19 protein-coding genes are annotated in these 25,326 nt (G+C 52.9%); 5 read left to right on the top strand and 14 right to left on the bottom strand.

From position 1 onward, the window contains the following. Positions 1 to 11 precede the first annotated feature (11 nt). Genes G491_RS0107665 through G491_RS33530 form a run of 3 tightly spaced genes read right to left on the bottom strand, consistent with a single transcriptional unit; the run spans position 12 to position 4,667 of the window. Positions 12 to 3,014, bottom strand: coding sequence for a pyruvate formate lyase family protein (locus G491_RS0107665; protein WP_028314171.1), 3,003 nt, complete (start codon positions 3,012 to 3,014; stop codon positions 12 to 14). 41 nt (positions 3,015 to 3,055) lie between these two features. Continuing rightward, positions 3,056 to 3,973: a glycyl-radical enzyme activating protein gene (locus tag G491_RS0107660; RefSeq protein WP_028314170.1), complete on the bottom strand. Its 918-nt coding sequence runs from the start codon at positions 3,971 to 3,973 to the stop codon at positions 3,056 to 3,058. Between the two features lie 13 nt (positions 3,974 to 3,986). Then, on the bottom strand, positions 3,987 to 4,667 hold the full coding sequence (locus tag G491_RS33530; RefSeq protein WP_051327108.1) for a TetR/AcrR family transcriptional regulator: 681 nt from the start codon (positions 4,665 to 4,667) through the stop codon (positions 3,987 to 3,989). Positions 4,668 to 4,893: 226 nt separating this feature from the next. Between G491_RS33530 and G491_RS0107650 the strand changes: the two genes are divergently transcribed. The 4 genes from G491_RS0107650 (at position 4,894) to secA (ending at position 10,036) form a co-directional block, all read left to right on the top strand. Continuing rightward, on the top strand, positions 4,894 to 5,451 hold the full coding sequence (locus G491_RS0107650; protein WP_028314169.1) for an LEA/WHy family protein: 558 nt from the start codon (positions 4,894 to 4,896) through the stop codon (positions 5,449 to 5,451). A gap of 365 nt (positions 5,452 to 5,816) precedes the next feature. Beyond that, positions 5,817 to 6,203: a hypothetical protein gene (locus G491_RS0107645; RefSeq protein ID WP_028314168.1), complete on the top strand. Its 387-nt coding sequence runs from the start codon at positions 5,817 to 5,819 to the stop codon at positions 6,201 to 6,203. Positions 6,204 to 6,517: 314 nt separating this feature from the next. Beyond that, on the top strand, positions 6,518 to 7,060 hold the full coding sequence (locus G491_RS0107640) for an REP-associated tyrosine transposase (protein ID WP_028314167.1): 543 nt from the start codon (positions 6,518 to 6,520) through the stop codon (positions 7,058 to 7,060). A 450-nt stretch (positions 7,061 to 7,510) separates the two neighbouring features. Next, a complete protein-coding gene (gene secA, locus G491_RS0107635) occupies positions 7,511 to 10,036 on the top strand; it encodes a preprotein translocase subunit SecA (protein ID WP_028314166.1) in 2,526 nt (841 codons plus the stop codon). A gap of 79 nt (positions 10,037 to 10,115) precedes the next feature. Here secA and fusA read toward each other — a convergent pair whose 3' ends face one another. The 10 genes from fusA to G491_RS0107585 all read right to left on the bottom strand — a co-directional run bounded on the left by fusA (position 10,116) and on the right by G491_RS0107585 (position 22,032). Next, entirely contained in the window at positions 10,116 to 12,182 is a 2,067-nt protein-coding gene (gene fusA / locus G491_RS0107630) for an elongation factor G (RefSeq protein ID WP_028314165.1), read from the bottom strand. 211 nt (positions 12,183 to 12,393) lie between these two features. Continuing rightward, a complete protein-coding gene (locus tag G491_RS0107625; RefSeq protein WP_157468098.1) occupies positions 12,394 to 12,951 on the bottom strand; it encodes a hypothetical protein in 558 nt (185 codons plus the stop codon). A gap of 148 nt (positions 12,952 to 13,099) precedes the next feature. Next, positions 13,100 to 13,843: a TlyA family RNA methyltransferase gene (locus G491_RS0107620; RefSeq protein WP_028314163.1), complete on the bottom strand. Its 744-nt coding sequence runs from the start codon at positions 13,841 to 13,843 to the stop codon at positions 13,100 to 13,102. Next, positions 13,836 to 15,731, bottom strand: coding sequence for a 1-deoxy-D-xylulose-5-phosphate synthase (gene dxs, locus G491_RS0107615; RefSeq protein ID WP_028314162.1), 1,896 nt, complete (start codon positions 15,729 to 15,731; stop codon positions 13,836 to 13,838). The genes G491_RS0107620 and dxs overlap by 8 nt, the downstream gene beginning before the upstream one ends. Positions 15,732 to 15,787: 56 nt before the next feature. Next, positions 15,788 to 16,711, bottom strand: a complete 924-nt coding sequence (locus tag G491_RS0107610; protein WP_051327107.1) for a polyprenyl synthetase family protein — start codon at positions 16,709 to 16,711, stop codon at positions 15,788 to 15,790. Positions 16,712 to 16,747: 36 nt separating this feature from the next. Continuing rightward, on the bottom strand, positions 16,748 to 16,975 hold the full coding sequence (gene xseB / locus G491_RS0107605) for an exodeoxyribonuclease VII small subunit (protein ID WP_012609982.1): 228 nt from the start codon (positions 16,973 to 16,975) through the stop codon (positions 16,748 to 16,750). Then, positions 16,972 to 18,351 carry an exodeoxyribonuclease VII large subunit gene (xseA, locus tag G491_RS0107600; RefSeq protein WP_157468096.1) on the bottom strand — a complete coding sequence of 460 codons (1,380 nt, stop codon included), beginning with the start codon at positions 18,349 to 18,351 and terminating at the stop codon, positions 16,972 to 16,974. The genes xseB and xseA overlap by 4 nt, the downstream gene beginning before the upstream one ends. Before the next feature lie 114 nt (positions 18,352 to 18,465). Continuing rightward, positions 18,466 to 18,957 carry a hypothetical protein gene (locus G491_RS0107595; protein ID WP_028314159.1) on the bottom strand — a complete coding sequence of 164 codons (492 nt, stop codon included), beginning with the start codon at positions 18,955 to 18,957 and terminating at the stop codon, positions 18,466 to 18,468. A 90-nt stretch (positions 18,958 to 19,047) separates the two neighbouring features. Next, the gene (locus tag G491_RS0107590; protein ID WP_028314158.1) at positions 19,048 to 20,274 is read right to left on the bottom strand and encodes a glycosyltransferase family 9 protein; all 1,227 of its coding nucleotides are present in this window, start codon (positions 20,272 to 20,274) and stop codon (positions 19,048 to 19,050) included. Between the two features lie 3 nt (positions 20,275 to 20,277). Next, positions 20,278 to 22,032, bottom strand: coding sequence for a tetratricopeptide repeat protein (locus tag G491_RS0107585; protein ID WP_028314157.1), 1,755 nt, complete (start codon positions 22,030 to 22,032; stop codon positions 20,278 to 20,280). Between the two features lie 208 nt (positions 22,033 to 22,240). On the opposite strand from G491_RS0107585, the gene G491_RS0107580 reads away from it, so the two are divergent. Next, positions 22,241 to 23,683, top strand: coding sequence for a hypothetical protein (locus tag G491_RS0107580; protein WP_169829404.1), 1,443 nt, complete (start codon positions 22,241 to 22,243; stop codon positions 23,681 to 23,683). A 6-nt stretch (positions 23,684 to 23,689) separates the two neighbouring features. Here G491_RS0107580 and G491_RS0107575 read toward each other — a convergent pair whose 3' ends face one another. Continuing rightward, positions 23,690 to 25,324 carry an ArnT family glycosyltransferase gene (locus tag G491_RS0107575; protein WP_028314155.1) on the bottom strand — a complete coding sequence of 545 codons (1,635 nt, stop codon included), beginning with the start codon at positions 25,322 to 25,324 and terminating at the stop codon, positions 23,690 to 23,692. Between the last annotated feature and the right edge of the window lie 2 nt (positions 25,325 to 25,326).

Here is a 25,326-nt window from a genome sequence, read left to right as displayed (position 1 = left end):
AGCATTCCTTCTTATAGCCCGTATTGGGCCCGTTCGATCAATTCCAGTTGCATGTCCCGATTCAGGGTGACGAAATAGGCGTTATATCCGGAAATCCGCACGAGAAGATTGCGGTAATTCTCCGGGTTGGCCATGGCGTCCTTGAGAGTGTCCGAGGTGACGGCGTTTAATTGCATTTGCATGCCGCCCAGATCGAAATAGGTTTTAACATACGAGAACATGTTGTCCACCGTTTGTTCATGGGTGTCGTTAGGTCCGGGCACGATCTTGACGTTAAACGCGAGGTTGTTGGTGATGTACTTGGGCGAAAGCCTTGCCACGTCCCGGATGTTGTCCAAAAGATTGGGCGAAGCGATGGGTTGAGGCGTTAGTCCAGGCGTGAAGGGCTTGCCTTCCAGCTTGCCCGAGGGCAGGGCGCCGCTTAGTGTGCCGTATATCACGTGGTTGGACATGGACCAGAACCCCACGGTATACTTACCGCCCCGGTAGTTGGTGTGGGTTCCGTAATGATCGTGAGCGAATTTGGCGACCCGGTTGGCCATTTCCACGGCTTCCTCGCTGCCCGACCCGAACAAAGGAACCTTGTGGGTGATCAGGGCGTGAAGCGCCGGCTCTGACTGAAAATTATCGGCCACGGCATTTTTCAGGTCCGCAAAGCTGACGGACTTGTCATCATACACCAGCTTTTTGATGGCCATAAGAGAGTCGGTCACGTCGGCCAGGCCGATGCAGGCGGCGCCGGAGCTGTTGTACCGGGCTCCCCCATGGGTGACGTCCGCGGCTGTGCTGATGCAGTCGTCAATGAGCGAGGACAGGAACGGGGTGGGGCGGATGGCTTGGTGGGCCAGCCCCATGAGGTTGTTGTATTCCACGGATTGATCGATCAGGAAGGCGAACTGTTTGGTGAAAGCCTCGAAAAAATCGTCAAAGGTTTTGAAGGCGCCTTCCGCCGGTTCGCCGGTTTCAGGCCCCAGGCGCCAGTTCATAAGCGGGTGAAGTCCGTTGTTCAGGGCCATTTCCAACGCGGCCACCATGTTCATCATTTGAAAATTGGTATGGCCGATATGCCTGCCCGATAAGGTGGGCTCCACGCACCCGGTGGCGGACCAGTTGTTCAGATCCTCCTGGGCGTAATCGAATTCCTTTAAGGACTCGATCACGGCCTGATCGCTATGCAGCGAGGGTGTGGCCGCCGTGATGAGGTTAACCTCGCACAAACGCTTAAGGTAGACGTCGCTGTTCTTCTCCCTGTTATACCGGGCGTTTACGTTGGGATCCCGAATACCCAGCATTTCCGTGACTTTCAGGAAAATGTAGGTCATGTCGTTCACCGCATCCTCGCCTTCGGGCGTGACGCCGCCCAGGGTGATGGCCTGATCCGAGGAGCTGCCGCCAAAATACCAGTTGGCCAGGTCCGGGGTCAGGGGCAGATGGTCGGTGCAGCGCATAAACAAGCACCCCACAAGCTCAATAGCGTGTTTGATGTAGGCTTCCCGCTCCTTTTCATCGGAGATTTTTTCCAGGTCCGTTTCATAATAAGGCTGAAGCCATTGATCCAGACGGCCCATGGACAGCCCGGCGTTGGTGTTTTCCATATGCATGCCAACCCAGGTGATCCACACGGCGTTGACGGCCTCGTCCAGGTTTCGGGCCGGATTTTCGATCACCTGGGCGCAGGCCTGGGCGATATTTTCCAACTCGGCCTTGCGTTTGGGATCGGATTCCTGAGCAGCCTCTTCGGCCGCCTGGGCGGAAAGATTTTTGGAATAGGCGATCATGCCTTCCATGGAGTGAATCATGCCTTCCAGCAGGCCCTTTTGGCGATCCGACAAGCCTTCCTGATTCAGTTTTCCTTTGATTTCATTAATAACGCCGGAGGCGCCCAGGGACAGGATTTTGGGGAAGTCCGGGATAGTATGGGACAGAGCGGCTTGTTTCCAAACAAAATATACTGCGTAGCGTTCATCTATGGCCTGGCACAAGGGGGATTGGTAATTATACCTCACCCATTCCTTGAAGTTTCTATGAGTAAAGTACGGAAATACTTCGTGATGAAGCAGCCTGACCGTATCCTCGGAAACATCGTAGGGATTTAAGGAACGATGGGGAACCGTGTATAATTCCCCCCAGAGCATGGTGCCGTGGGCGTCGGGATAGACGATCACGCCGACTTCCTTGGTCGTGGAGGTTCCGGCCAGGAGATCGTCCTTGCGGATGATGGGCTTGCGGTTTTCCATGAGGTGTTTGAATGCCAGGCCCTGGCGAAGCTCGGGTATCCAATCCTTACCCGAGGCGTCTTTTTCAAACCCGTGCTCCTTAAACCAGTCAGTCAGGATTTTCGGCCGCTCCGGGCAAATTTCCCCTTTTTGGGTGAAGTGGATATCCAGGAACCTGGACAGCCTGGGAAAATCTTCCAGAGAGTATTGGGACAGGTACGGATCATCCAGAAAACGTACGCCGGGGTCCACTTTTGGCCCTTTAAGCCGATGGTTTTTTCTATCCAATAAGGCATGGCTCAACTCCGGCTTGGAGTCCGGGACAAGCTCTTTGGCCTGTTTGGCAGAGGCCTGTTTTTCCTTTTCAATGAGCTTGTATGCTTTCTTTTTTAAAAGTAAATTAAGATAGAAAAACAACAAGTTAAGATATGTTTGGTTGCCCTGGGTCCGGAGTTCGCTTTTCAGCAGCATGAAAATTTGCTCCGTGGGCGTGCTTCCCAGGAGCTTGCGCACGGTCTTGTCGTCCCGAAAAATCAGGGAGATGTCGCAAGGATCAGGCGCGACGGCCGGGACAAAGGCCTTGCCGTCCTTGAAAACGATGGAGGCGTTCAGGCTGTTGTTTTCCGTGCGCAGGTTGGCGCTGAAATTCATCCAGCCGTCCACGCTTTTTAGATACTGGTTCAGGCCTGGGCGCAGGTTGAAATTCAAGGCCATGAGCCTGAGCAGGTTCTTGATAAGCAAGTTAGTAAAGGAAAACCCAGGTTTTGACGAACCATTGGATTGGAATTGAAACAGCATGGCTATCTTCCTCCATGGGCGGCTGCGGCCCGGATAGGGCGTTACGCCAGTTGAATGCCGGCCGCCAGGAAGGCCTCCCGGCAGGCCTGGAGCCTGTCTTTATCCAGAAAAGACTGCATGGCCGGGGCGTCGCCCCGGGAGTCTTTGATTCCGATCTTAAAATTTTTTTCCTGCCATAAAGGGTGGTAGGGCAGCAAATCCGCCTTTTTCACGCCGCATTCCTGCAAAAAGCTGATGACGGCCCCAATGTTTTCGTCCGAATCCGTAATGCCGGGAATCAAGGGCGTACGCGGCAATATTTCCACGCCGCCTTCCTGGTACAGCTTGTTCAATGCCTTAAAATTTTTCAGGATCACTTCATTTGACGTCCCGCAATACTGTTGGTGGGCAGCCTTGTCCATGATCTTGATATCCATATAAATTGCATCGATATGGGGATAAACTTTTTCCAGAAAATCCTCCATGCGAAACATGCCGCAGGTCTCCACCAGAACATGGATTTCCTGCTCCCTAAAGGCCCGGACAAGGCGGCTCAGGAAGTCCATGGACAAAGTGGGTTCTCCGCCCGACAGGGTGACGCCTCCGCCCGAGGTTTTGAAAAAGGGCTTGTCCCGGGCCACGTCCCGGACAATAGCGTCGATTTCCATGACCGTGCCCACCCGGGAAAGAGCGCCGGAAGGGCAGGCTTCCACGCATTGCATGCATAAGGTGCATTTTTTTCGATCAATAAAAAATGGGTTGTCCGGCGAAAGAGCATTCTCCGGGCAGGTTTCCATGCATGTATCGCAATGCACGCAGTCTTTGGGATCGTAGGAGATTTCAAGCTCCCGCCTTTTGCTTTCCGGGTTGTGGCACCACAGGCAGGATAGGGGGCATCCCTTGAAAAACACCACGGACCGTATACCCGGGCCGTCGTCCAGGGAATTTCCCTTGATGTCCAGAATCAAAGGTTCATTCATAAAAAATCGTCTCCTACGCAGTGGAAAGGCTGCGTTCCGGCAATTGAATCCGCTCCATACGCCGTAAAAAGTCTTCCCGGATTTCCTCCCGCATATCGGGAACCAAATCCATGGGGCTGGAATGCATATATTGAAGCAAGGTATTGTTATAGCTGGCTATAAAACCATGCAAACGCGTAAATATGGAAATCAGGACCTTTCGGCTGTCTTCCTCTTGGATGAAGAAGCCGGGTGATGCGCACGCCCCAATGGCGTCAGCAAAAAGATCCACTATTTTTAAAGCGGCCTGCAACTCAAGCAAGGCGGCCGGCTCCATGTCGCTGCCTACGTAATCATTGTATTTGGGCACGTGCCATGTGAACATGAGATTGTACGCATTGGACTCGTTCAACCCAAAATCCAGGAATGCCGAAACCATGGCCTCGATGCGGTCCAACGGTTCGTCGCGGGAGTCCCGGGCCTTTTCGCATTGGCGATGCAGCCGGTTGAATCCCTTGGTGAGAATGGCCAAATAAAGTTCATCTTTGTTTGTGTAATAATTATAGATGGTTTTGGCGGCAATCCCCAGCCTGGCCGACAACTTGCGCATGCTGAAGCCTTCAAAGCCCTTCACGGAGATCAACTCCACGGCGTGAGCCAGAATGTTCTCCCGAAATGCTTCCACTTCCTGCGGCGTGCGCGGGGGCTTGGGCATGGCGAATTTCCTTTTTGGTCAAAATTAAAGAAATGAGCTTGGGTCCGCCAATCAAGGCCGAATTGACGATGGGTTAAAGTAACAGCGTTACTTTTTCGTGTCAACAGGAAAAATACCCTTGTTTTCACGCTTGGCAGCTCCAAATCCTTGACCGGAGTAGCGCGTGTGGTATTCTTGGACGAAAGATTCCTAAACAATGGAAAACAAGCATATCAGGAGATTCTAAATGAGAAATATCGCTCTTCTTGTAACCGTCTGCCTGTTCATCCTGGCCTTATCCTCTTGCGCAAGCTTTGGGGTGGGGTACAAAGCTCCTGAAGTCACCCTGGCCAGTATCGCCGTTCAGGACGCCACGTTATTTGAAACCTCGTTCAAGGTGAAACTGCGCGTGATCAATAAGAACGCCGACCCGTTGCAGATTGCAGGGTCGGAAGGGGACATCTACCTCTCGGGAAGCAAGCTGATCAGCATTGTGTCCGGCCAGCAGGCGGAGGTTCCAGGGTTTGGATCCCAGATTATCGAGGCCGAGGCCCATGCCTCGAATCTCAACCTGGTTCCTTTATTGGCCAAGCTCCTGGTTCAGTTGCAATCCGGCCAGGCCGTGGAAGACGTGGATTACAAGGCCAGCGGGGTGGTTCATCTGGTGGGCGGAGGGCTTTTTTCCGGCCGGGTTCCGTTCAAGACCACAGGCGTGCTGCCCTTGAGCGCGGTGCAGAACCTGCACCAGGGATTGGTTGAGCCGGGCAAGTACGTAGCTCCCCTGACGCCTTTGACCGCACAATAAATGGGGTCTACGTTTGACGTTTGAGGAGTATATATTGGTCGGAAGGAAGTAAAAAATCGGCCCGGAGTGAGGCGCCCGATTTTGAAGAGTGAACCTTTTGTCGGGTCGCTCCGCAAAGGGGCTTAGGATTCAACATCATTTTGGGTAGATTAGGCGCCTCTGGATTCTATATTTTTCCCGGAATGCTTCGCGTGACCCGACCTACATAACAACTTGAATTTTTGGTGGTTTTGTAGGTCGGGTCACGCGAAGCGGCGATATGGCATTTGAATCCTAAAGACTGTATTTCGCCCTATCTGAATTCGCAGCAAAGTGCGATCGCGCGCAGCGACCCGACATATTGGAATTGTCGCGAAAGGTATTTGATGGAAAACAACATCCATGGAAAAAGTGGTTGCGCAATAATTTTGGAATGTTTGGGAATAGTTCTTTTAGGTGCAATCCCCCTTTTTTTAGGAATAAAGGCTTTGGTCACTGGAGAGGTGCATTGGAGGGGTAGTTATACCTTTTCAGGAATTCTTGCGACCATTTACGGACTGATTTTAACTGGGATGGGAATCGTTGCAATTGCGGCACTGTTGTCAACAGTCTTGCCATTTTACAGGGTATCAGAAAAGGAGGTGAAGGACTCAGAGGAGATAAAGCAACCCACTATATCAAGCAAATCTGCAGAAGGATTGACTGATAGTAAAAAGATTGAAAATGATAACGACTTGTTTAAAAAACTCAAGGACCGGAGTGATCTTAAGTGAACGAAAAGAGGCAATTTGTCGGGTCGCTCCGCAAGGGGGCTTAGGATTCAACATCATTTCGGGTAGATTGGGCGCTTCCGGATTCTATATTTTTCCCGGAAGGCTCCGCGTGACCCGACCTACGTAACTGCTCGAAATATTGATTATTTTGTAGGTCGGGTTACACGGAGCGGCGGCATGGCATTTGAATCCTAAAGACTGTATTTCGCCCTATCTGAATTCGCAGCAAAGTGCGATCGCGCGCAGCAACCCGACATCTTTCGGTATATGAAGTTGACCATATTAACCGTTTCTTAACGGCGCTTGGAATCCTCATGCGATACAAACGGGCGAAAATCCGAGGAGGAACTTATTTTTTTACGGTGGTGACCCGGTTGCGAAAACCATTTTTATGCGTCCCCGAAAATCGAGACCTGCTGCGGGAATCTTTCAAGCAAGTCATGACCTTTCGCCCTTTTCGCATTGAAGCCTTTGTTTTATTGCCCGACCATTTACATTGCATTTGGACGCTGCCTGACGGAGACAGGGATTTTTCCACGAGATGGCGGCTGATCAAGACGCATTTCACCAAGAATTGCGACCAGCAACTTCGCACCCAGCCGGACAAATCCCGAGAGCGTGGAAAAGAGCAAAGCGTTTGGCAGCATCGCTATTGGGAGCACTTGATAAGAGATCAGAATGATTTCAACCGGCATGTGGAATATATCCATTATAACCCGGTCAAGCATGGTTATGTTGGATCTCCATTTGATTGGGAGTATTCAAGTTTTAAGAAATTTGTGATATTGGGGATTTATGCCGAAACATGGGGAGCGAAAATGGAAGACAGGGATGATTGGGGTGATATTGAAGAATAGTTTTTTTTGCCCAATGCTAAAATGGGCGTCGTCACAATTTGTCGGGTCGCTCCGCATCAAGGCATAGGAAATTCGTGCACAGCGACCCGACATTTTAAATCCCCTCTACAATTCAGAACTGTTTTTCTTTTATTTATACGCGCATTTTCACGGCTTTCCTGATTGCCGAACCCATAAACCATGCTTATAGTTTGGTATTGCATACGGAATAGGAAGGAGAATCCCGCCCGAACCAAGTTTTACCGTATGCAGTTGTTAAATTTGGATTTTCAAGCCAAACAAGGGCTTGTGCAGGAGCAATGGTTTTGCTATACCCCCAATACGCACTCGCACACTGGCGGCGCCATGCCAATCTTCCAAAGGAAAAGGCGTCCACGGCTTTCAGCCCATCCGGTTTTACGAGCATAACCTGTTAAGTCAATACGTGTATTCTGAAAGGCGAAATTTTCAATGATAGGCGAAACCCTAGCAAAAATTTTCGGCACCAAAAATTCCCGGGTTATTAAATCTTTCCATCCCACAGTCAATCAGATAAATGAGCTTGAGCCCAAATACCAAGCCATGAGCGACGACGAGTTGCGGGCTCAGACGGAAGTGTTCAAAAAGCTGTTGGCGGACGGCAAGCCCCTTGACGACATCCTGTGCGACGCTTTTGCAGCGGTTCGCGAAGCCTCCATCCGCACCCTGGAAATGCGGCATTTTGACGTTCAGCTCATAGGCGGCATGGTCTTGCATCAGGGAAACATTGCGGAAATGAAAACAGGCGAGGGCAAGACCCTGGTGGCCACGCTGCCCGCTTATCTGAATGCATTGACCGGCCGCGGCGTGCATGTGGTTACGGTGAACGATTACCTGGCCACGCGCGACACCGAATGGATGGGGCAGATCTACCGTTTTCTGGGCATGACTGTGGGAACTATCGTGCACGGCCTGGATGATGATGAACGCCAGGAAGCCTATGCCGCAGACATCACGTACGGCACCAACAATGAGTTCGGCTTTGATTATCTGCGCGACAACATGAAGTATTCCCGGGGGCATTTCGTACAAAGGGACCACCACTTCGCCATCGTGGACGAAGTGGACAGCATCCTGATTGACGAAGCCAGAACGCCTTTGATCATTTCCGGCCCTGCGGAAAAATCCACCCAGTTGTACTATCAGGTGGACGTGGTCATCCCCCGGCTCAGGGAGGAGGATCATTATACCATCGACGAAAAGGCCCGCACCGTGGCACTGACGGAAGAGGGCGTCAAAGTGGTCGAAGGGGGCCTTGGTGTGGACAACCTGTACGACCACAAAAACATGGAAATGCTGCACCATGTCAACCAGGCCCTGAAGGCCCACACCCTTTTTAAAAGGGATGTGGACTACATCGTCAAGCAGGGCGAGGTCATCATCGTGGACGAGTTCACGGGCCGCCTTATGCCCGGCAGGCGCTACAGCGACGGCCTGCATCAGGCTCTGGAAGCCAAGGAAAAGGTCAAAATCGAAAACGAAAACCAGACCCTGGCGTCCATCACCTTTCAGAATTATTTCCGCATGTACGAAAAACTTTCGGGCATGACCGGTACGGCGGACACGGAAGCCCCCGAATTTAAAAAGATTTACAACCTTGATGTTGTGGTTATCCCCACCAACATGCCCATGATCCGAAAGGATTACCCGGACGTCATTTATCGTTCCAAGCAGGAGAAGTACGAAGCTGTCATCAACGAAATCCAGGAGTTGCATCGCTCCGGCCAGCCGGTTTTGGTGGGCACTATCTCCATTGACGACTCGGAAACCCTGGCGAAAATGCTAAAAAAGCGGGGCGTTCCCCACAACGTATTGAACGCCAAGAACCATGAAGGCGAAGCGCAGATCGTGGCCAACGCAGGGCAGGCGGGCTCCGTCACCATTTCCACCAATATGGCCGGCCGCGGTACGGACATCAAGCTGGGCGAGGGCGTCAAGGAATTGGGCGGCCTCCATATTCTCGGTACGGAAAGGCACGAAAGCCGCCGGATCGACAACCAGCTTCGCGGCCGCTCCGGCCGTCAGGGCGACCCGGGCTCCTCCCGTTTTTATTTGTCCATGGACGACGATCTGCTGCGTATTTTCGGCGGGGAGCGCATGTCCAAGATCATGGACACCTTGGGCATGCAGGAAGGCGAACCCATTGAGGCCAAGATTCTCTCCCGGGGCATTGAAAACGCCCAGGCCAAGGTGGAAGCCCACAACTTTGAAGGCCGTAAGCATATCTTGGAATACGACGACGTCATGAACCAGCAGCGCGAGGTGATCTACCGCCAGCGCCGGGAAATACTCAGCGGAGAAAGCCTGCGCCCCAATATCGAAGCTATGATCGAAGATCTGACCGAGGGCATTGCCGCTGTCCACGCAGACGACCGGACTCACGCCAAAGACTGGGACTGGGAAGCCATCAACGACGATATGTACGCCCAGTTCGGCATTCGCGTTCAAGTCGACGACGAAATCAAGGACAAAATCAAGTCCCAGGAACTTGGCGACATCCTGTACCAGACGGCCATTGAGGTCTACGACGCCAAGGAGAAGTCCATCGGCTCCGACCAGTGGCGAAACCTGGAGGAGTACGTCATGCTCCGGACCGTGGACTCCCTGTGGAAGGACCATTTGCTTTCCATGGACCACCTGCGGGAAGGCATCGGCCTCCGGAGTTACGCTCAGCAACAGCCCTTGATCGTTTATAAGAAAGAGGGCTTTGAAATGTTCCAGGAGATGATCGATAAAATCCAGGAGGAAGTGGTCAAGCTGCTTTTCTTCGTGCGCTTTGAGGAAGAGCCGGAAAAGATTGAAGAGATCAAGCCTAAGGAACAGGAAATGACCTTCTCCCACGGCGGCGATCAGGCTGTGAAGAAGAAGCCGGTCCAGCGCAAGGACGACAAAGTCGGCAGGAACTCGCCTTGCCCTTGCGGCAGCGGGAAGAAATACAAGAAATGCTGCGGCGCGTAGATATTCATCTATAAAAGCAAAAAGGGGAAGCCTCCAAGCGAAGGCTTCCCCTTTTTTAGTCTCTATGGAATGAAAGGAATTATTCTTCCTTTTCCGCGGCCGCCGCCTCAATGATCTTCTGGGCGAGCTGAGCAGGCACTTCGTCGTAATGAGAGAATTCCATGGTGTACATGCCGCGGCCGCCGGTCATGGAATTGAGGTCCGGGGCGTAGGTCAGGATTTCGGAAAGCGGCACGTGGGCTTCCACCACCTGGTTTTTGCCCTTGGAGTCCATGCCGAGCACGCGGCCCCTGCGGGAGTTCAAGTCGCCCATGATATCGCCGGTGAAGTCGTCCGGTGCGATAACTGCGATTTTGTATACGGGCTCCAGCAGCACGGCGCCGGCATCCGGGATGGCCTTCTTGAAAGCCAGAGCGCCGGCGATTTTAAAGGCCATTTCCGAAGAGTCCACCTGGTGGAAGGAGCCGAAGTCCAGGGTGGCTTTGAAGTCCACCGTGGGGAAGCCGGCGAGAACGCCCTTGACTGCGGTTTCCACGATGCCCTTTTCAACGGCCGGGATGTAAGTCTTGGGAATTACGCCGCCTACGATGGCGTCCACAAACTCAAAGCCCGCGCCTCTTTCCATGGGCTCGAAGGCCACCCAGCAGTCGCCGAACTGACCGTGGCCGCCGGTCTGTTTTTTATGTTTACCCTGGACGCGGACCTTTTTCTTGATGGTTTCGCGATAAGGCACCTGGGGCAGGTTCAGGTTGACGCTGACGCCGAATTTGCGGTTCATTTTTTCGACAGCGTTTTCAATATGCACCTGGCCCATGCCGCGGACCAGGATTTCCTTGGTTTCCGCGTTGCGGTCCAGCACCAGGGCGGGATCTTCTTCCGCGATTTTAGTCAGGGAGGAGAAGATTTTTTCTTCGTCGCCCTTGGCCTTGGGAACCACGGCGTAGGAAATCAAGGGGTTAGGAATCTCAGCAGGCTTGATGATCAGCTTGCGGGAGTCGTCGCACAAAGTGTCGCCGGTTTTGGTGTCCTTGAGCTTGGCAACGGCCACGATGCTTCCGGGGCCTGCCTGGGTGACGGGCTTGGTGTCTTTGCCGAACACGGTCAGCAACTGGCTGAAGCGTTCTTTGGAGGACCGGTTGACGTTGTAAAAGCCGCCGTCGCCGCCCAGAGAGCCGGAAAAAACGCGCATCACGCTCAGGTTGCCGGCAAAACCGGCCATGGTCTTGATGATCAGAGCGGCAAAGGGCGCGTCCGGATCGGGGGGCAGTTCCACTTCCTCTGCGTCGGCGGTGTCCAGGTACCCTTTGATGGCGGGCCTGTCGTAGGGGCAGGGCATGGCGTCGATGAGGAAATCCATGAGCAGGTCCACGGCCACGTTTTTGGTGGCGGAGCCGCAAAGCACGGGGGCGAAAATGCCTTCCAGGGTTCCTTTTTTCAGGGCGGCCTTCAACTGGTCGTTGGAGGGCTCTTCGCCTTCCAGGTATTTTTCCAGAAGTTCGTCGTCCGCTTCAGCTACATTTTCTATAAAGGCTTCCCGCTGTTCTTCCACCATGTCGGCCATATCGGCGGGGATCTCGGTTTCGGAGGCCTTTCCTTTGTCGTCGTAGACGTAGGCTTTCATTTTCAGAAGGTCCACAACCCCGTTGAACTCATGCTCTTTGCCTATGGGAACCTGGGTGATGATGGGCCTGATGGTGAAGGATTCTTCCGCGTCCTGGACGGTTTTCAGGAATTCGGAGCGCTCCCTGTCCAGCCTGTTGATGAAGATGCAGCGGGGCAGGCCGTATTCGTCGGCCAGTTCCCAAGCCTGTTCGGTCTGCACCTTGACGCCGTCCACGGCGTCAATCACCACGATAGCCGCGTCCGCGCCCTGGAGGCACAAACGGGTGTCGGAAAAAAAGTTCTGGTCGCCGGGGGTGTCCATTATGCTAAACTCGTGTTTCTTCCAGCCGCAAGTGGCGAAACCCGTGCTGATACTGGAGGTCCGTTTCAGTTCCTCCGGCTCAAAGTCCATGGTGCTGTTTCCGTCTTCCACCCGGCCCAACCGGTTGGTTGTTCCGGCGTTGAAAAGGATTGCTTCGGCCAACGAAGTTTTGCCAGCGCCGCCATGGGCTATTAATGCCACGTTTCTTAGTTTTTCATTCATGAATACCCGGTCTCCTTTTTCGTGATATTTTAAAACCTTAGCTTTGCAGGTTTATAAGTGCTATCCACAGTCCCTCCTCAATCAGGCCTAATACGCCCCTTGACCCTAAAGAAAACGGAAACGTAGCCTCAAACAACAAAAAAATCAACCCTTTTTGGGAGAGTATTTGCTTAATATTAGGCTTTGGTGTTTGTTTTGATTAAACATAAATCTAAAAGGGCAATTCGTCCGGCGCCTTGGGCGGCCACCAGCGATACTTATCCTGTTCGATCACATACTGGGTGATGCCTGGAACCTCGGAGGCGTCCAGCATTCTTTTGAAGTCGTCCACGGACTGGCTTTCCGCCGCCTTGATGCTCATTTCCGGGGACAGGGAGTACCATACCGCATTGGGGATGTCGCGTGGAAGCCTTCTGGATTTGTCGCAGCGCTTTTTCATGGAGTTTCGAAACCATTTTTCCCAGACGCCCCATTGTTTGCGGTCGGCCAGACGGTGCCCCCAGGGGAGGGAGACGGTTTTGTCAGCGCCGTCTTTATAGTCGACCAGTTTGTATAGGCGGAAGTCTCCGCAACCGGAAATATTCATGGAAGCCATGGCGTCGCTGGCGCCGGGAGCGTGTTTTTCATAAAATGCGACCATCACTTTTTCCGAGGGAAAGTCCAAAACCTGAAGGCCCACTTCTTCCTGGCCGCCGGCCGAGGCGGCAACGGGAAAAATCAGGAAACCCAAACTGCACAGAAGGCAGCACACCCATGCTGCAAAACGCATACGCATTGTTCACTCCTCATCGACTATCCAGAAAAATTTTTGTTTTTGTGAGCAGTCCGAGAAGAATTATTGGACTGGTCGCACTTTAAGAATATTCAGGATAATATACGGCGCAAGTTGTGTCAAAAAAACAATGAAACGCCCCGCATCAAAAAGCTGTGCGAGTGAGGAGAAAAAAGAACTCTTTATTGCCTTTGGGGCCGAGAATAGGGGAGGGCGCCGGGCCTATGCACTCCAGGCCAAGCCCTTTGAAAAAGGCCTCCATATCCTCCAAAACCTTGGCGTGCTTGGCGGGGTCCTTAACCACGCCGTTCTTACCCACCTCCCCCTTGCCCACCTCAAACTGAGGCTTGACCATGGGGATGATCCGGCAATGCTGCGCCATCAGTTCCAAAAGCACAGGGATTACTATTTTAAGGGATATAAAGGATACGTCAATGACCGCCAGTTCCGGCTTCCAGGGTAGGTCCTCGGGGACCGTATGGCGGATATTGGTCCGCTCCATGACCACAACCCGGGCGTCCTGCCGGAGCTTCCAGGCGAACTGGCCGTATCCCACGTCCACGGCGATGACCCGGGAGGCGCCGCGCTGAAGCAGGCAGTCGGTGAAACCCCCGGTGGAAGCGCCCACGTCGATGCAGTCCAGCCCCTGGACGGACAGGCCCAGTTGGTCCAGGGCGCCTTCCAGCTTTAATCCGCCCCGGCTGACATAGGGCATATCCTGGCCTCGCACCGAGATGTTTGCTTCAGGCGAGATCATGGCGCCGGCCTTATCCTGGGGAACGTCGTCCACCAAAACCTGGCCGGATAATATCAAGGCCTGGGCGCGCGTCCGGGACGGCGCCAGGCCTAATTCGGTTATCAGCGTGTCGAGGCGTTGTTTTTTAGCCATTGGATTTCAATGGGAAGTCGTTAAGCAGCTTTTCCGCCGCTTGTATAATGCCCTGGGAATCCACGCCGTATTTTGCGCGCAGAATTCCGGGAGCGCCGTGCTCCACAAACTGATCGGGCAGGCCGACCCGGGAGACGCGTACGCCCGTGACGCCGGCTTCCTGGATCGCCTCAAGCACTGCGCTGCCGAACCCGCCCATGAGGGCGTTGTCTTCCGCCGTGATCACCCGGGGAGTTTTTTTGACGGCCCCGGCGATGGTTTCCATGTCCAGGGGCTTAATGAAGCGGCAGTTAATGACTCCGGCGGAAACGCCCTTTTCGGCCAGTTTCTCCCGGGCGTCCAGGGCTTCGCAGACCATGCGGCCCACGGCCAGGATAATCACGTCTTCGCCTTCGTGCAGCACTTCGGCCTTGCCTACGGGCAAAAGGCTCGGTTTTTCGGACAAAGGCACGCCCACCGCCTGCCCCCGGGGGTAGCGGATCGCCGTGGGGCCGTTGTGATTGACTGCCGTATACAGCATATTGCGGAGTTCGTCTTCGTCCTTGGGCGCCATGATGGTCAGATTGGGAATGCAGCGCAAAAAGGACAGGTCAAAGGCGCCGTGATGAGTGGGGCCGTCCTCGCCCACCAGGCCGCCCCGGTCCATGGCAAAGCACACGGGCAGGTTTTCCAGGCACACGTCGTGCAAGACCTGATCAAAGGCCCTTTGCAGGAAGGTGGAGTATATGGCCACCACCGGGTGAAAGCCCTCGGCGGCGAGGCCGGCGGCGAAGGTCACGCCGTGTTGTTCGGCTATGCCCACGTCGAAAAACCGGGTGGGAAACTCGTCGTGAAAATTGGTCAGGCCGGTGCCTTCAGGCATGGCGGCCGTGACGGCCACGATCCTGTCGTTTTCCCGGGCGAACTCCACAATGGCGTCCCCAAAGACGTTGGTGTAAGAGGGCGCTTTGGCGCCGGAAATCTTGCAGCAATTCCCGGTGGCCACTTCAAAGGAGCCCACTCCATGAAAATAGGTCGGGTTTTTTTCCGCAGGCTCGTAGCCCTTGCCTTTGACCGTCGTGGTATGGAAAAGAATCGGGGTGCCGGCATTTTTCACATTTTCAAGGGTTTTGATCAGGTGGTCCAGCCTGTGGCCGTTAATGGGGCCTATGTACTGGAACTCAAAGGCTTCAAACAGCATGCCCGGCGTGACAAAAGCCTTGAAGGACTCCTCCATCTTCTTGAAAAACTTATAAATATTCGGCGTTGAGCTGAGGATGCCCTTAAACTCGGTGCGCCAGTCCATAAAGGTTTTGGCGGTGAGTTTGCGGGAAAGAAAATTGGACAATGCGCCCACATTCGGGGAAATGGACATTTCGTTGTCATTCAGGACTACGATAAGGTCTTTTTTTAAATCCCCCGTGTGGTTCAGGCCTTCGTAGGCCAGCCCGGCGGTCATGGAGCCGTCGCCGATGACGGAAATGACCTTGGAGCAATCCTTATTGAGGCACTTGCCTGTTGCTATGCCGGCGCCGGCGGAAATGGAGGTGCTGGAGTGGCCTACGGTAAAGGCGTCGTAAGGGCTTTCGCTCATGCGGGCGAAGCCGGAAAGGCCTCCGTGGGTGCGCAGGGTGTGAAATCGGTCGGCCCGGCCGGTAAGGATTTTATGGGTGTATGACTGATGCCCCACGTCCCAGATGATTTTATCTTTGGGGAGATTGAACACATAATGCAGGGCGATGGTCAGTTCCACCGTCCCAAGGCTGGGGGCCAGATGTCCGCCTGTCCTGGAAACCGTTTCTATAATTAACTCCCTGACTTCCTTTGCCAATTCAGGCAAGACCTCCATGGGGAGCTTCTTAAGGTCGTCGGGGGATTTTATATCTTTAAGGTATTTTGTTTCGCCCATTCACAAAAAGTCCCTGAAACCGCACTGCGCCGATCATAAACATAAAGGGCAGGGGGTTAGCGGCTTCGCGTAAGTATATAAGTTGCTATGGAACGCAACGGATCACACTTGTTATCAAAGGAAACAATGGCTTGCAAGGCTTTGTTGATCAAGCGTTCGGCAAAATCCTGGGCGCCGTCCAGACCCATGAGCGCCGGATAGGTGCTTTTACCAAGCTCCGCGTCTGTTCCCACGGCCTTGCCCATGACTTTGGGGTCTCCGATCACATTAAGGATATCGTCGATCACCTGAAAAGCCAGGCCCACGTTTTTGGCGTAGACGTCCAGGGCCGCGATTTGCTCCGGGGTTCCACCGCCCAGATAAGCGCCTGAAAACACCGAAACCTCTATCATGGCGCCGGTTTTGTTGTTGTGGATGTCTTCCAGTTCCTCGCGAGTCAGAGACTCATGTTCTCCCTCTATATCAAGCATTTGACCAAGGATCATGCCGTTGCAGCCGGCGGCGTGACTGATGCGGGCGATGATGGTCAGGACTTTTTCCGCAGGCAATAGGCCGTCATCGGCTGCGTGGGACAGGATTTCAAAGGCGCTGGTTAAAAGTCCGTCGCCAGCGAGAATGGCGGTGGCTTCGTCAAAAGCCTTGTGACAGGTGGGGGTTCCCCGGCGATAATCGTCGTCGTCCAGGGCGGGAAGGTCGTCATGGATTAGGGAATAGGTGTGGATAAACTCCAGGGCTGCGGCCACGTCCATGACATGGTCTTTGTTTCCGCCGACGGCTTCGGCGGAGGTCATGCAGAGAATAGGGCGCAGACGCTTTCCTCCGGCGAACAGGGAGTGGCGCATGGCCTGGGTGACCCGGCTTTCCTCAGGATAGCGGGCGATGCGTTTTTCCATGGCGGCCACAACCAAGCGTCCGTATTCGGTAAGAAAGGCTTTTAAGTCAAAGGAATTCAAATCAGATTGTAAGGTTGGTTCCGTCATTTTATCTTCTTGCCCGGATTCGGCCGGGATAGGGCGTTATTCTGTTCCAAACGGGGTTTCCTTCAGGTTTCCTTCGGAATCCTGTAATATAAGGGTAACCTTTTTTTCCACTTCGTCCAGCTTTTTGGAGCAAAATTCGTATAATTTCATACCTTCTTCAAATTTGGCCAGGGCGGTTTCCAAAGGAAGGTCCCCCTTTTCCATTTGAGACACGATTTGCTCCAGCTCTTTGGCGGCTGATTCAAACGTTGCGTTTTTTTTCATGATTTGGTTCCTTTTTCAATGCTTTTTATTTGGGCGGCGGCCTTACCCGAAGCCAGGGTGATTTCCACCTCGTCTCCAGGGCTTAAGTCATGGACGTTTCGGACGATTTCCATGCCGGGGGTCTTTCGGGTGATGCTGTATCCCCGTTCCAGGATGCCGGAAGGGTTGAGGGCTTCCAGGCTTGCCCGGGCTTGACTGAGGGCCGCCTTATCGGCTCGCATTTGTTGCTGCATTGCACCGGTAATTTGCCGGAGCTTAAGTTCAAGCATCACTTTAAGACTTGGAGTTTTATGCAATGGAGACAGCTTGTTAAGTTTGTATAACGCTGTAGATAAATTGTTGCGATTCTCCACAACCCCCCGTTTGGTCAGGTTGATTATGCGTTGCTGATAATCGTCCATACGCAAGCGCCAATCATCCACCTGCCTGCGGGGAGGCGGAAGCCTTTTCTTTAAATTCAGCAGATTGTCGCGTTCTTGTTTTAGAATTAAGGTGAATGCGCCTTTTAACCGGGCGGCGTATTCTTTTAATAAAAGCTCTAATCCCTGATATTCCGGTAAGACGATTTCAGCAGCAGCGCTGGGCGTGGGAGCGCGTCTGTCGGCCGTGTAATCGGCTATGGTGTAGTCGGTTTCGTGACCTACAGCGGAAATCACGGGAATGGCGCTGGCGAATATGGCGCGGGCGACTTCCTCGGAGTTGAACGGCGCAAGATCCTCCAGGGAACCTCCGCCGCGGGCGATAATGATGACATCCGACTGATTTTGTTGGTTAATCATCTCCAGGGATCGGACTATTTGCGCCGGGGAATCAGCTCCTTGGACCTTGACCGGCCACACCTGGACATGGACCTTGGGAAACCGGTAGCTTAAAACACGCAGAATATCGTGGATCACGGCGCCGGTGGGGCTTGTAACGACTGCTATGGTCCGGGGGAGATAAGGCAGCGATTTTTTACGATCTTCGTCAAACAGGCCTTCCTCGGACAGTTTAGCCTTAAGCTGTTCAAAAGCAAGGGCCAGAGCGCCCATGCCGGCAGGCTCCATATGCTCAACAAGGACTTGATACGCTCCCTGGGGTTCATACACGGCGACCCGTCCCAGGCAGACCACGCTCATGCCGTCTTCCAGATCAAACTTGAGGTTCCTGGCGTGCCCCTTGAACATAACGCTCCGGATTTGCGCATGATCATCCTTTAAGGTGAAATAATAATGGCCGGAGGACGGAATGCGGAGGTTGGATATTTCGCCCGTGACCCAAACAAAGGGCAAGGCTTCTTCCAGCACGCTTTTGATAATGGCGGTTAATTGGGAGACTGTATGGATGCGTCTTTTTTGTGTGTGTTGGGCCGGGTTCATCGGGTATGTGTAGAACACGCTCCTTATATGTAGTGTTGACTAAACGGAGAATGACAATCCGTTATGTCCGATAATATATATTATGTAAACTTTGAAATCCGTCCGGAAAAATCAGGCCAAAAAGGACCGATTTCACGCCTGCTCCCCTGCCTCTAATTCAGGATCGGAATCGTCCGGATTTTCCGCTTCGAGAGCCATGTCCGGCGCCTCTTCCTGGTCATGTGTCGCTTCATTGACGTTGCCGGCTTCCGAGCCTTTATCCAGGTCCAGGGCCTCGATTAAAGCCTCGATACGATGATCTTCTTCGATAGTATGATGGGCGGTTTCGGCCTCTTCCTGTTTTTGACTGTGCTCCGCCCTTTTACGGTGTTTGGCAAGGAGATCGCGGATTTGCGGAACCAGAAAAACGCCGTTGGTGTCCATGAGGCACAGGCAGTCGGCAAGCACCTCAATCTTGTCGCCCTGGTTCAGTTTTTTATCCAGGATGAATCGCTCTTCTCCGCGCACGGTGCACAGCCCGCTGCGCACATGGATGCCCGGAGATTTCAGCACCTGTTCAGTGACTTTGATCCCGATTTTTTCGGCAAGTTCCTTTAAACCCGCCAGGATTTTATCGGATTGCATAGGCAAACCAGTAATTTAAAGGTTAATGGTTTTGAGACCTCTGATTATTGCCAGCTAAGCCGGTTTTTGTCAATCAGGAGCGCCCGGCCGTTATTCCTCGTTGACGGCCAAAGTTTCTTGCAAAAGCCCGAACACCATTTCCGGTGTAATAACTTGTAAACACACATTATCCGAACAAGGAGTCTTGCGGTGATTTGCAGCGCTGACGCATGGCGAACAGGCAAGCCCTGCATAGATGGGAATGCAATTTCCCAGAGATCCGTATAACGCCGGCGTTTCCGGCCCGAAAATCACGTAAGTCGGCATGGGCGTTACGGCTGCAAAATGCGCCGGTCCGGAGTCGTTGGTGAGCATGAGCGTCGCCAGGGAGTATAGGACGGGCAACTCGGTCAATTGGCATTGGCCGGCGAAGTTGATGCAGCGGTCGTGCCCTACCCTGGCCTTGAGTTCGTCCGCCTCCTCTTGCTCCGAGGGATCTCCGGTGATCAGAACCAAAACGTCTTCGTGGGCGTTCAGGATCATTTTCATGACCGACACAAAATTTTCGGGCATCCAACGCCTTTGAGGAAGCAGCTCTCCCGCGTTTGGATTGATGAGTACAATCCTGTGAGCCTCAGGGTCGTAGTCCGGATGCAAAGCCCTAATGGCTTTTCCCATGGCATCCAGGGCCTGGGGTTTGGGCGTCACTGTTTCCAGGCGGATTTCCTCGTCCTTAATCAGGGTTTTGGAAAACGGAACCTCTTCCTGGTTCGCCGTTATCAAGGAATTTACCAAGGCTATGAAATTTTTGGATATATGGATGTGGGGATTGTAAGCGGTTTTATGGGTGATCATGTCGCCGCGGTAAAGCCCTTCTGTATGAAAGCTATGGTATCCCACAATCCTGTCCGCGCCGCACATGCCGGAAAGCAAGGCCGTAATGCGGGAGAATAACTCCAGGTCAATGACCGTGTCGATATTGTTTTTCCTGGTCCAGAGGAGAAAGCGCAGGCAATCCTTGGTAAGCTCCCAAAATGGCCCGCTTTTGATGCCGAACACGTTTTCTTTGGGGACGGTGTTGAGAATTTCCAGGCTTTTTTGATTGCGCTCGAAAATAGCGAAAAAGATGTTGGCGCCCAGACCGTCCCTGGCTTTTTTCATGGCCGGATCCGCCAGGATGACGCTGCCCATTTCGGACAATTCAATAAACAGGACGTTTTTCACCTGCTTGCGGCGCACAGGCATGACGAACCTAAGGCATTTGATGATCAGAGTCATGACAAAACAAAGAGGGACGCCGGCATAGCGGTCGATTTTTCGCATTCTATCAACGTTCATGGTTCATCCTGTTTTGATTGCATTGAAAAAAATAAGGTTTTCCGCCTTTGTATCACTGGATTCCGGCCTCGGTAAAGTCAGGAGAATATTTTCCGCTATATCGGGGCTCTCCGGATATAGCTCTCCCGCCAGTTCAAAAAGGGTGCGAGCGGTTTTGTAGTCTTTGATTTTCCAGCATAAGACTGCATAATTATTTAATATTTTTGGATTGAACAAATCAAGGGCAAGGGCTTTTCCCATCCATAAAAGACTTTGGGAATAATCCTCGGTGCGAGCCAGGTTTACGGCGTAATTATAATAACTTACGGCCTTGAGTTGATCCTCCGGCCTGACCAAAAAGCGCAGGTTTTGGGCAGGATTCTCATTCCGCATGCTCAAAATGCTGCTGCACAGGTTTCTTACCGCAACAGCGTGATCGGGCTTCAATGTAAAAGCCCGATGGTAGAACATGAGTCCCTGGGTCGTCCCGTGCATATACTGGGAGGCGAGGTTGTTGTATGACATCGCGCTGTTGGGATTCGTTTTGATCGCCTGAATATAAAGACTTTCGTTGCCGTCCCACGTCCGCACTTGCAGGTTGACGAGCAGGCCCAGGGCCAGCAAGACAGCCCCAGCCACTCCTTTGACAATGGCATGCGGATGCCGGGCTACTAACAGAGCTGCTATCAAGGAAACTCCCGCCATGGAAAAATACATGTACCGGTCCGCCACCGTGGAGATGGTCTGAAATACAAAGGGGGAAAGCCCGGAAACCGGACCGAATCCTGCGATGAAAATCAGCGCTCCCGCAAGATAAGGCCTTGCTTTTTTTCCTAATATAAGCAGGCCTCCGGCGATGACAGCCGGGATGATCCAGGCAAAATAGCCCCACCCCGTATTTAGGACGTTTTGGGGCGTCCTTCCGTAATCGATCCCCAAAGGCGCCGGATAGGCCGTCTTGGCCATATAATGGGCGATGGCGTCTCCGTAGATTAAAATGCGCTCTCCCATGCTTGATACAAATTGATGGGAGTACGGAGGCTGAACGCTTTTGGTGATTATCAAAAACGGAATAATGACCAAAAACCAAGGCGCGGCTTCCTTGATGCTTTTTTTGCACCCCCAATCAAGGACTAACAGATTTATAATAAAAATGAATACCGGAGCAACCACCGCCGTCGGCTTGGACAAGAGGGCCAGGACAAAAAGCAGGAAAACGCCTGCAGCTGCGCCAATGGGCAAAGTCCCGTTTTTTTTCGGGTTTAGCTTATACGCATAGTATATGTTCATGGCCCCCGCGGAAAAGGCGAAGGCCATCAAGGTTTTAAGCTCCGTGATATAGGAGGCCGCTTCCGCCTGGACGGGATGAAGGGCGAAAAGCAAGGCGCCTATTGCGGCGGCCGGTTTGTTTTTCACCAGTTTTTCAAGCAGCAAATATAGCAGCAGCCCGTTAATCAGGTGGAAAAACAGATTGACGACATGGAACAGCCACGGGCTTAACGGCCCTCCTCCGTCATGAAGCCCCAAAGCCTGGCCGGCCATAGCTATAAGGCTCCAGGCCGAATAAACCACCGGGATGTACATGTTCAAGTAAGGTTCGGTCCAGTAGCGAATGATTCCGTTCAAGTCCGGAGAGGTCGCCCGGGGATTTTGCAGCAGATTCAACTCATCGTCCCAGAGAAAGGAATGGTTGGCCAACAACGGGGAGAATGCGGCCAGGATAATGCCGCTAATAATGAGAAGCGCTAAAATTCCTTCCGCCCGGTTGTTATTATTCAATGATCAACCCTTTTTCAAAAGAGGTAAGTCGTGATATAGAACCGACTATATTTCTCTGAATCAACCCTAACCTTTTATTGCAAACGCCGCAACCATGGAAAATCAATTGAACTCTGTATCCCCCAATTCCCCTCAGTGGTCAAGGCTGTTAACAGGCGCCGCCTGGTTTCTGGCGATTGCAAACGCTTTGTGGGCGTTTTCCCTTATTATGGCTGATCCGGACCTTTGGGGGCATTTGAGATTCGGCCAGGCTCTGGTGGAGAACGGCAGCCTGCACGCGACGGATCCTTTTTCCCTGACGGCTTTCGGACATATTTGGATTAATCACGAATGGCTGACCGAATTGGTTTTTTGGGTCGCCTACGCCAATTTCGGCGATGCAGGCCTGTTGCTGGGCAAGCTGCTGATCGGCCTCTGCATTGTTTTTATGCTCATCAAAACTTGCCGTGACCAGCCGATTATTGCGGCGGCTCTGGTGGTTTCCCTGGCCGCCTTCGCAGCCGCTCCCGGGTTTAACGTGCGGCCCCAAGTGTTTTCATTTTTCTTTTACACCGTTTTTATCGTTGTTTTGAGGGAATTTTTTTCAGGCGGAAAAAACCTCCTGTTTTTACTGCCGATTTCCACAGTGATTTGGGTGCAGTTGCACGGGGGCTTTTTGATGGGCGTGGTGGTCCTGGGACTGGCCGCGGGCTGGGCGACCCTGATGCAATGGGTTTCAGGCAAAAAAGAGTTTTCGTTAAAAAGTCTTTGGTTTTGGACCCTCCTCACCTTTGCCGCGCCCCTTGTAAATCCCTACGGATACAAACTGCTTTTGTTTTTTTCCCAGACGCTTTCCGTCCCCCGGGCCATCAGTGAATGGGAGCCCCTGCCGTTGATGGATTTTTCCCATTGGCAGGCAAAACTGCTTATGGTCATGTTTTTTGCCGCCGTATGCCTGAAGCCGGAAAAAATCCGCAAATGGGAGGCGGTGGTCGTTTTTTTCACCATATACGCCTCCCTGAAGCATGTAAGGCACTTGCCCTTTTTCGCCATTACTGTCGCCCCGTGGCTTGTGGACAGGATCGGCGAAGCGGTCGCTGGATTTAAAAAGAAGCATCCTGAAACCGTCATGACCCTTCCGACCATCGGCGTCATCGCCGCGGCCTTTTTCGCCGCGGGCGCCGTCCAATGCTACAAGACCGTGGACCTGTACAAGACCACAAACCTGCGGATCGTTGTAGATCAGGATTTTTACCCGGTTCACGCGGTCAGATACATGAAGGCCAATAACTTAACAGGCGGGCTGATTTTACCCTTTGACTGGGGCGAATTCGCCATGTGGCACTTGTATCCGAATATGCTGGTTTCCATAGACGGCAGGTTCCGGACCTGCTACCCGGAGCAGGTTATTCAGGATCATATGCTGGCTTTTGCCCTTCCCTGGCAAGAATGGGGCCGGCTGGCCAAGTACAAAGGCGACGTCCTTTTAACGCCAAACACCAAATTTTTTCAAAAACTTGCGGCGCTTAACAAAGGCTGGAAAATCATCCATGCGGATTCAACGGCGATTTTATTCCTGCGGGATAACGAGCACAACCAGCCTGTTTTAGCGAGATTTCGCGGGCCGGGATTCGTAAAGCCGGACTTGACCGATATCCAGTTTTTTCCCTGATCGCATTCAGGAAACAGCCCCCACTTGCAACACGGCGTATTCCTTATTTTGAAAAAGGACGGGATTCTGCGCCAGAAACTGGCCGAGGATTTCTTTGCCCCGGGCTTCTCCAAACTCATTAACTATATGATTAATGAAAAGATTGGTTTGGACGAGCAGATGGGTCGCCCCGTAGGAGTGCAGCCTGCCCGAGGAGGATTTTCCCTCCATCATGTCCTGGATGGCCAGGTCAATCTCCCGAACCCCGCCCATGTTTTTATGAAAATACTGCCTGTCCAGGTAGTATCCGCGCCGGCCCATAAATACAAGCATCACAACGGCGTCTTGAGGCAGGGAATCATTGATGAATTCCACCGCCTTGTACTCCCTGACGCGCTTTTCCAAAAAATCAGCCCTGGACTCCCGGCCCGTCACGTAGGGCATTGGGTCGGCCTTGGCGAAATAGGCGGTCAGATACCGGGCGTTGACGCCCAAACCTAAAACTGCAACCAGCACGGGCAGCCAGACAAGCGCTTGGGCGGATTTTCCGTTAAAGTGTTCGGATAAGGCGTTTTGGAGATAGGCCAGGCCCATGGCGGTCATGACGGCCAAAAAAGGGATGGTGCAGATTATATAGCGAATTCTCGGCGCGGTTTTTAAAAAGGCCATAATAATGTACAAAAGGCAAAAAAGCCCCATGAACGCGACTTGCTTCCTATGTTTTTTCCATCCAAAAGCAAAAGGCGCTGCTAACAGGAGCAAGGGATTCAGCACTCCGTCAAAAAATTGGGGCGTGTCATCCTGGCCGCTGAAAAACATACGAATGGGTATCAATAGGTATTCCAGCAACCCTTCCCCGAAAAGCTGTTTCCTGAGCAGGAAAATGCTGATGTCCTCCCCGGCCTTGTCGTTTGCAAACAGGGGATACGCCGATCCTCCGGGAGAAAACAGCGGATACAAAGGATTGCCGACCTGGATGTAATTCTTAATATACCAAGGGCTTACCACAATAAGAGCACACAGGAAAAAAAGCCCGCCCCACCAGACGGCCTTCCACTGGGCCTGCTCGGCGTCCCTTGCTGCAAAATACACGACCAGCAGGCACATCAGGCCCCAGGCCAGTATGCCGTTGGGTTTGGTTCCCACGGCAAGGCCCATGCACACGCCCGCCAGGATAAGCCAACCATTCACGCCGTACCCTTGCTCCATCCATTTGAATAGGGCGAGCACGCAAGCGCAGACGAAAAAGGCCAGCCCAAGGTCCACATAGGCTATGGTCTGGAGCTTCAGGACGGCCGGGACGGTAAGATAAAACAACGCGCCGAAGGCGGCCCACGGCTTGGAGATTTTCGTTTTTAAATACAGGAAGATAATCAGGCCCGTAGCCAGGGCGAAGGAAAGATGGACGAATTTAGGCGCAATATCCGACTTGAAGACTAAGGAAAGGTAGTACAGGATCTGCAAATTCATGGGATGGTAGGAAAAGTCGGCCCAGGGGATTTCGCAGATTCCGCCGGAATTAAGCCAGATTTTGGGGACGGCCATGTGGTGCACCAGGGCGTCCCTGGTGTAGGGGGGAGTTGCGCAAAGCAACAAGACAGGCGCCAGGTAAAGAATAAAGCCCAGTCCAAGAAATATGAAGGCCGCCCTGTTTTTGGTCATGG

This window comes from Desulfatibacillum aliphaticivorans DSM 15576 (genome assembly GCF_000429905.1).
Classification (GTDB): Bacteria; Desulfobacterota; Desulfobacteria; order Desulfobacterales; family Desulfatibacillaceae; genus Desulfatibacillum; species Desulfatibacillum aliphaticivorans.
The sequence above is the reverse complement of the archived record's forward strand: the minus strand, read 5'-3'. Positions and strand labels throughout refer to the sequence as shown.

Excerpts from the sequence above, each read along its gene's own strand:
- G491_RS0107580 (WP_169829404.1), top strand. The coding sequence starts at position 22,241 with ATGGCTGATCCGGACCTTTGGGGGCATTTGAGATTCGGCCAGGCTCTG.
- G491_RS0107620 (WP_028314163.1), bottom strand. The coding sequence starts at position 13,843 with ATGGCTAAAAAACAACGCCTCGACACGCTGATAACCGAATTAGGCCTG.
- G491_RS0107575 (WP_028314155.1), bottom strand. The coding sequence starts at position 25,324 with ATGACCAAAAACAGGGCGGCCTTCATATTTCTTGGACTGGGCTTTATT.
- G491_RS33530 (WP_051327108.1), bottom strand. The coding sequence starts at position 4,667 with ATGCCCAAGCCCCCGCGCACGCCGCAGGAAGTGGAAGCATTTCGGGAG.
- G491_RS0107610 (WP_051327107.1), bottom strand. The coding sequence starts at position 16,711 with ATGACGGAACCAACCTTACAATCTGATTTGAATTCCTTTGACTTAAAA.
- secA (WP_028314166.1), top strand. The coding sequence starts at position 7,511 with ATGATAGGCGAAACCCTAGCAAAAATTTTCGGCACCAAAAATTCCCGG.
- G491_RS0107595 (WP_028314159.1), bottom strand. The coding sequence starts at position 18,957 with ATGCAATCCGATAAAATCCTGGCGGGTTTAAAGGAACTTGCCGAAAAA.
- G491_RS0107650 (WP_028314169.1), top strand. The coding sequence starts at position 4,894 with ATGAGAAATATCGCTCTTCTTGTAACCGTCTGCCTGTTCATCCTGGCC.
- G491_RS0107665 (WP_028314171.1), bottom strand. The coding sequence starts at position 3,014 with ATGCTGTTTCAATTCCAATCCAATGGTTCGTCAAAACCTGGGTTTTCC.
- G491_RS0107640 (WP_028314167.1), top strand. The coding sequence starts at position 6,518 with ATGCGATACAAACGGGCGAAAATCCGAGGAGGAACTTATTTTTTTACG.
- G491_RS0107625 (WP_157468098.1), bottom strand. The coding sequence starts at position 12,951 with ATGCGTTTTGCAGCATGGGTGTGCTGCCTTCTGTGCAGTTTGGGTTTC.
- G491_RS0107660 (WP_028314170.1), bottom strand. The coding sequence starts at position 3,973 with ATGAATGAACCTTTGATTCTGGACATCAAGGGAAATTCCCTGGACGAC.
- dxs (WP_028314162.1), bottom strand. The coding sequence starts at position 15,731 with ATGGGCGAAACAAAATACCTTAAAGATATAAAATCCCCCGACGACCTT.
- xseB (WP_012609982.1), bottom strand. The coding sequence starts at position 16,975 with ATGAAAAAAAACGCAACGTTTGAATCAGCCGCCAAAGAGCTGGAGCAA.
- G491_RS0107645 (WP_028314168.1), top strand. The coding sequence starts at position 5,817 with ATGGAAAACAACATCCATGGAAAAAGTGGTTGCGCAATAATTTTGGAA.
- G491_RS0107590 (WP_028314158.1), bottom strand. The coding sequence starts at position 20,274 with ATGAACGTTGATAGAATGCGAAAAATCGACCGCTATGCCGGCGTCCCT.
- fusA (WP_028314165.1), bottom strand. The coding sequence starts at position 12,182 with ATGAATGAAAAACTAAGAAACGTGGCATTAATAGCCCATGGCGGCGCT.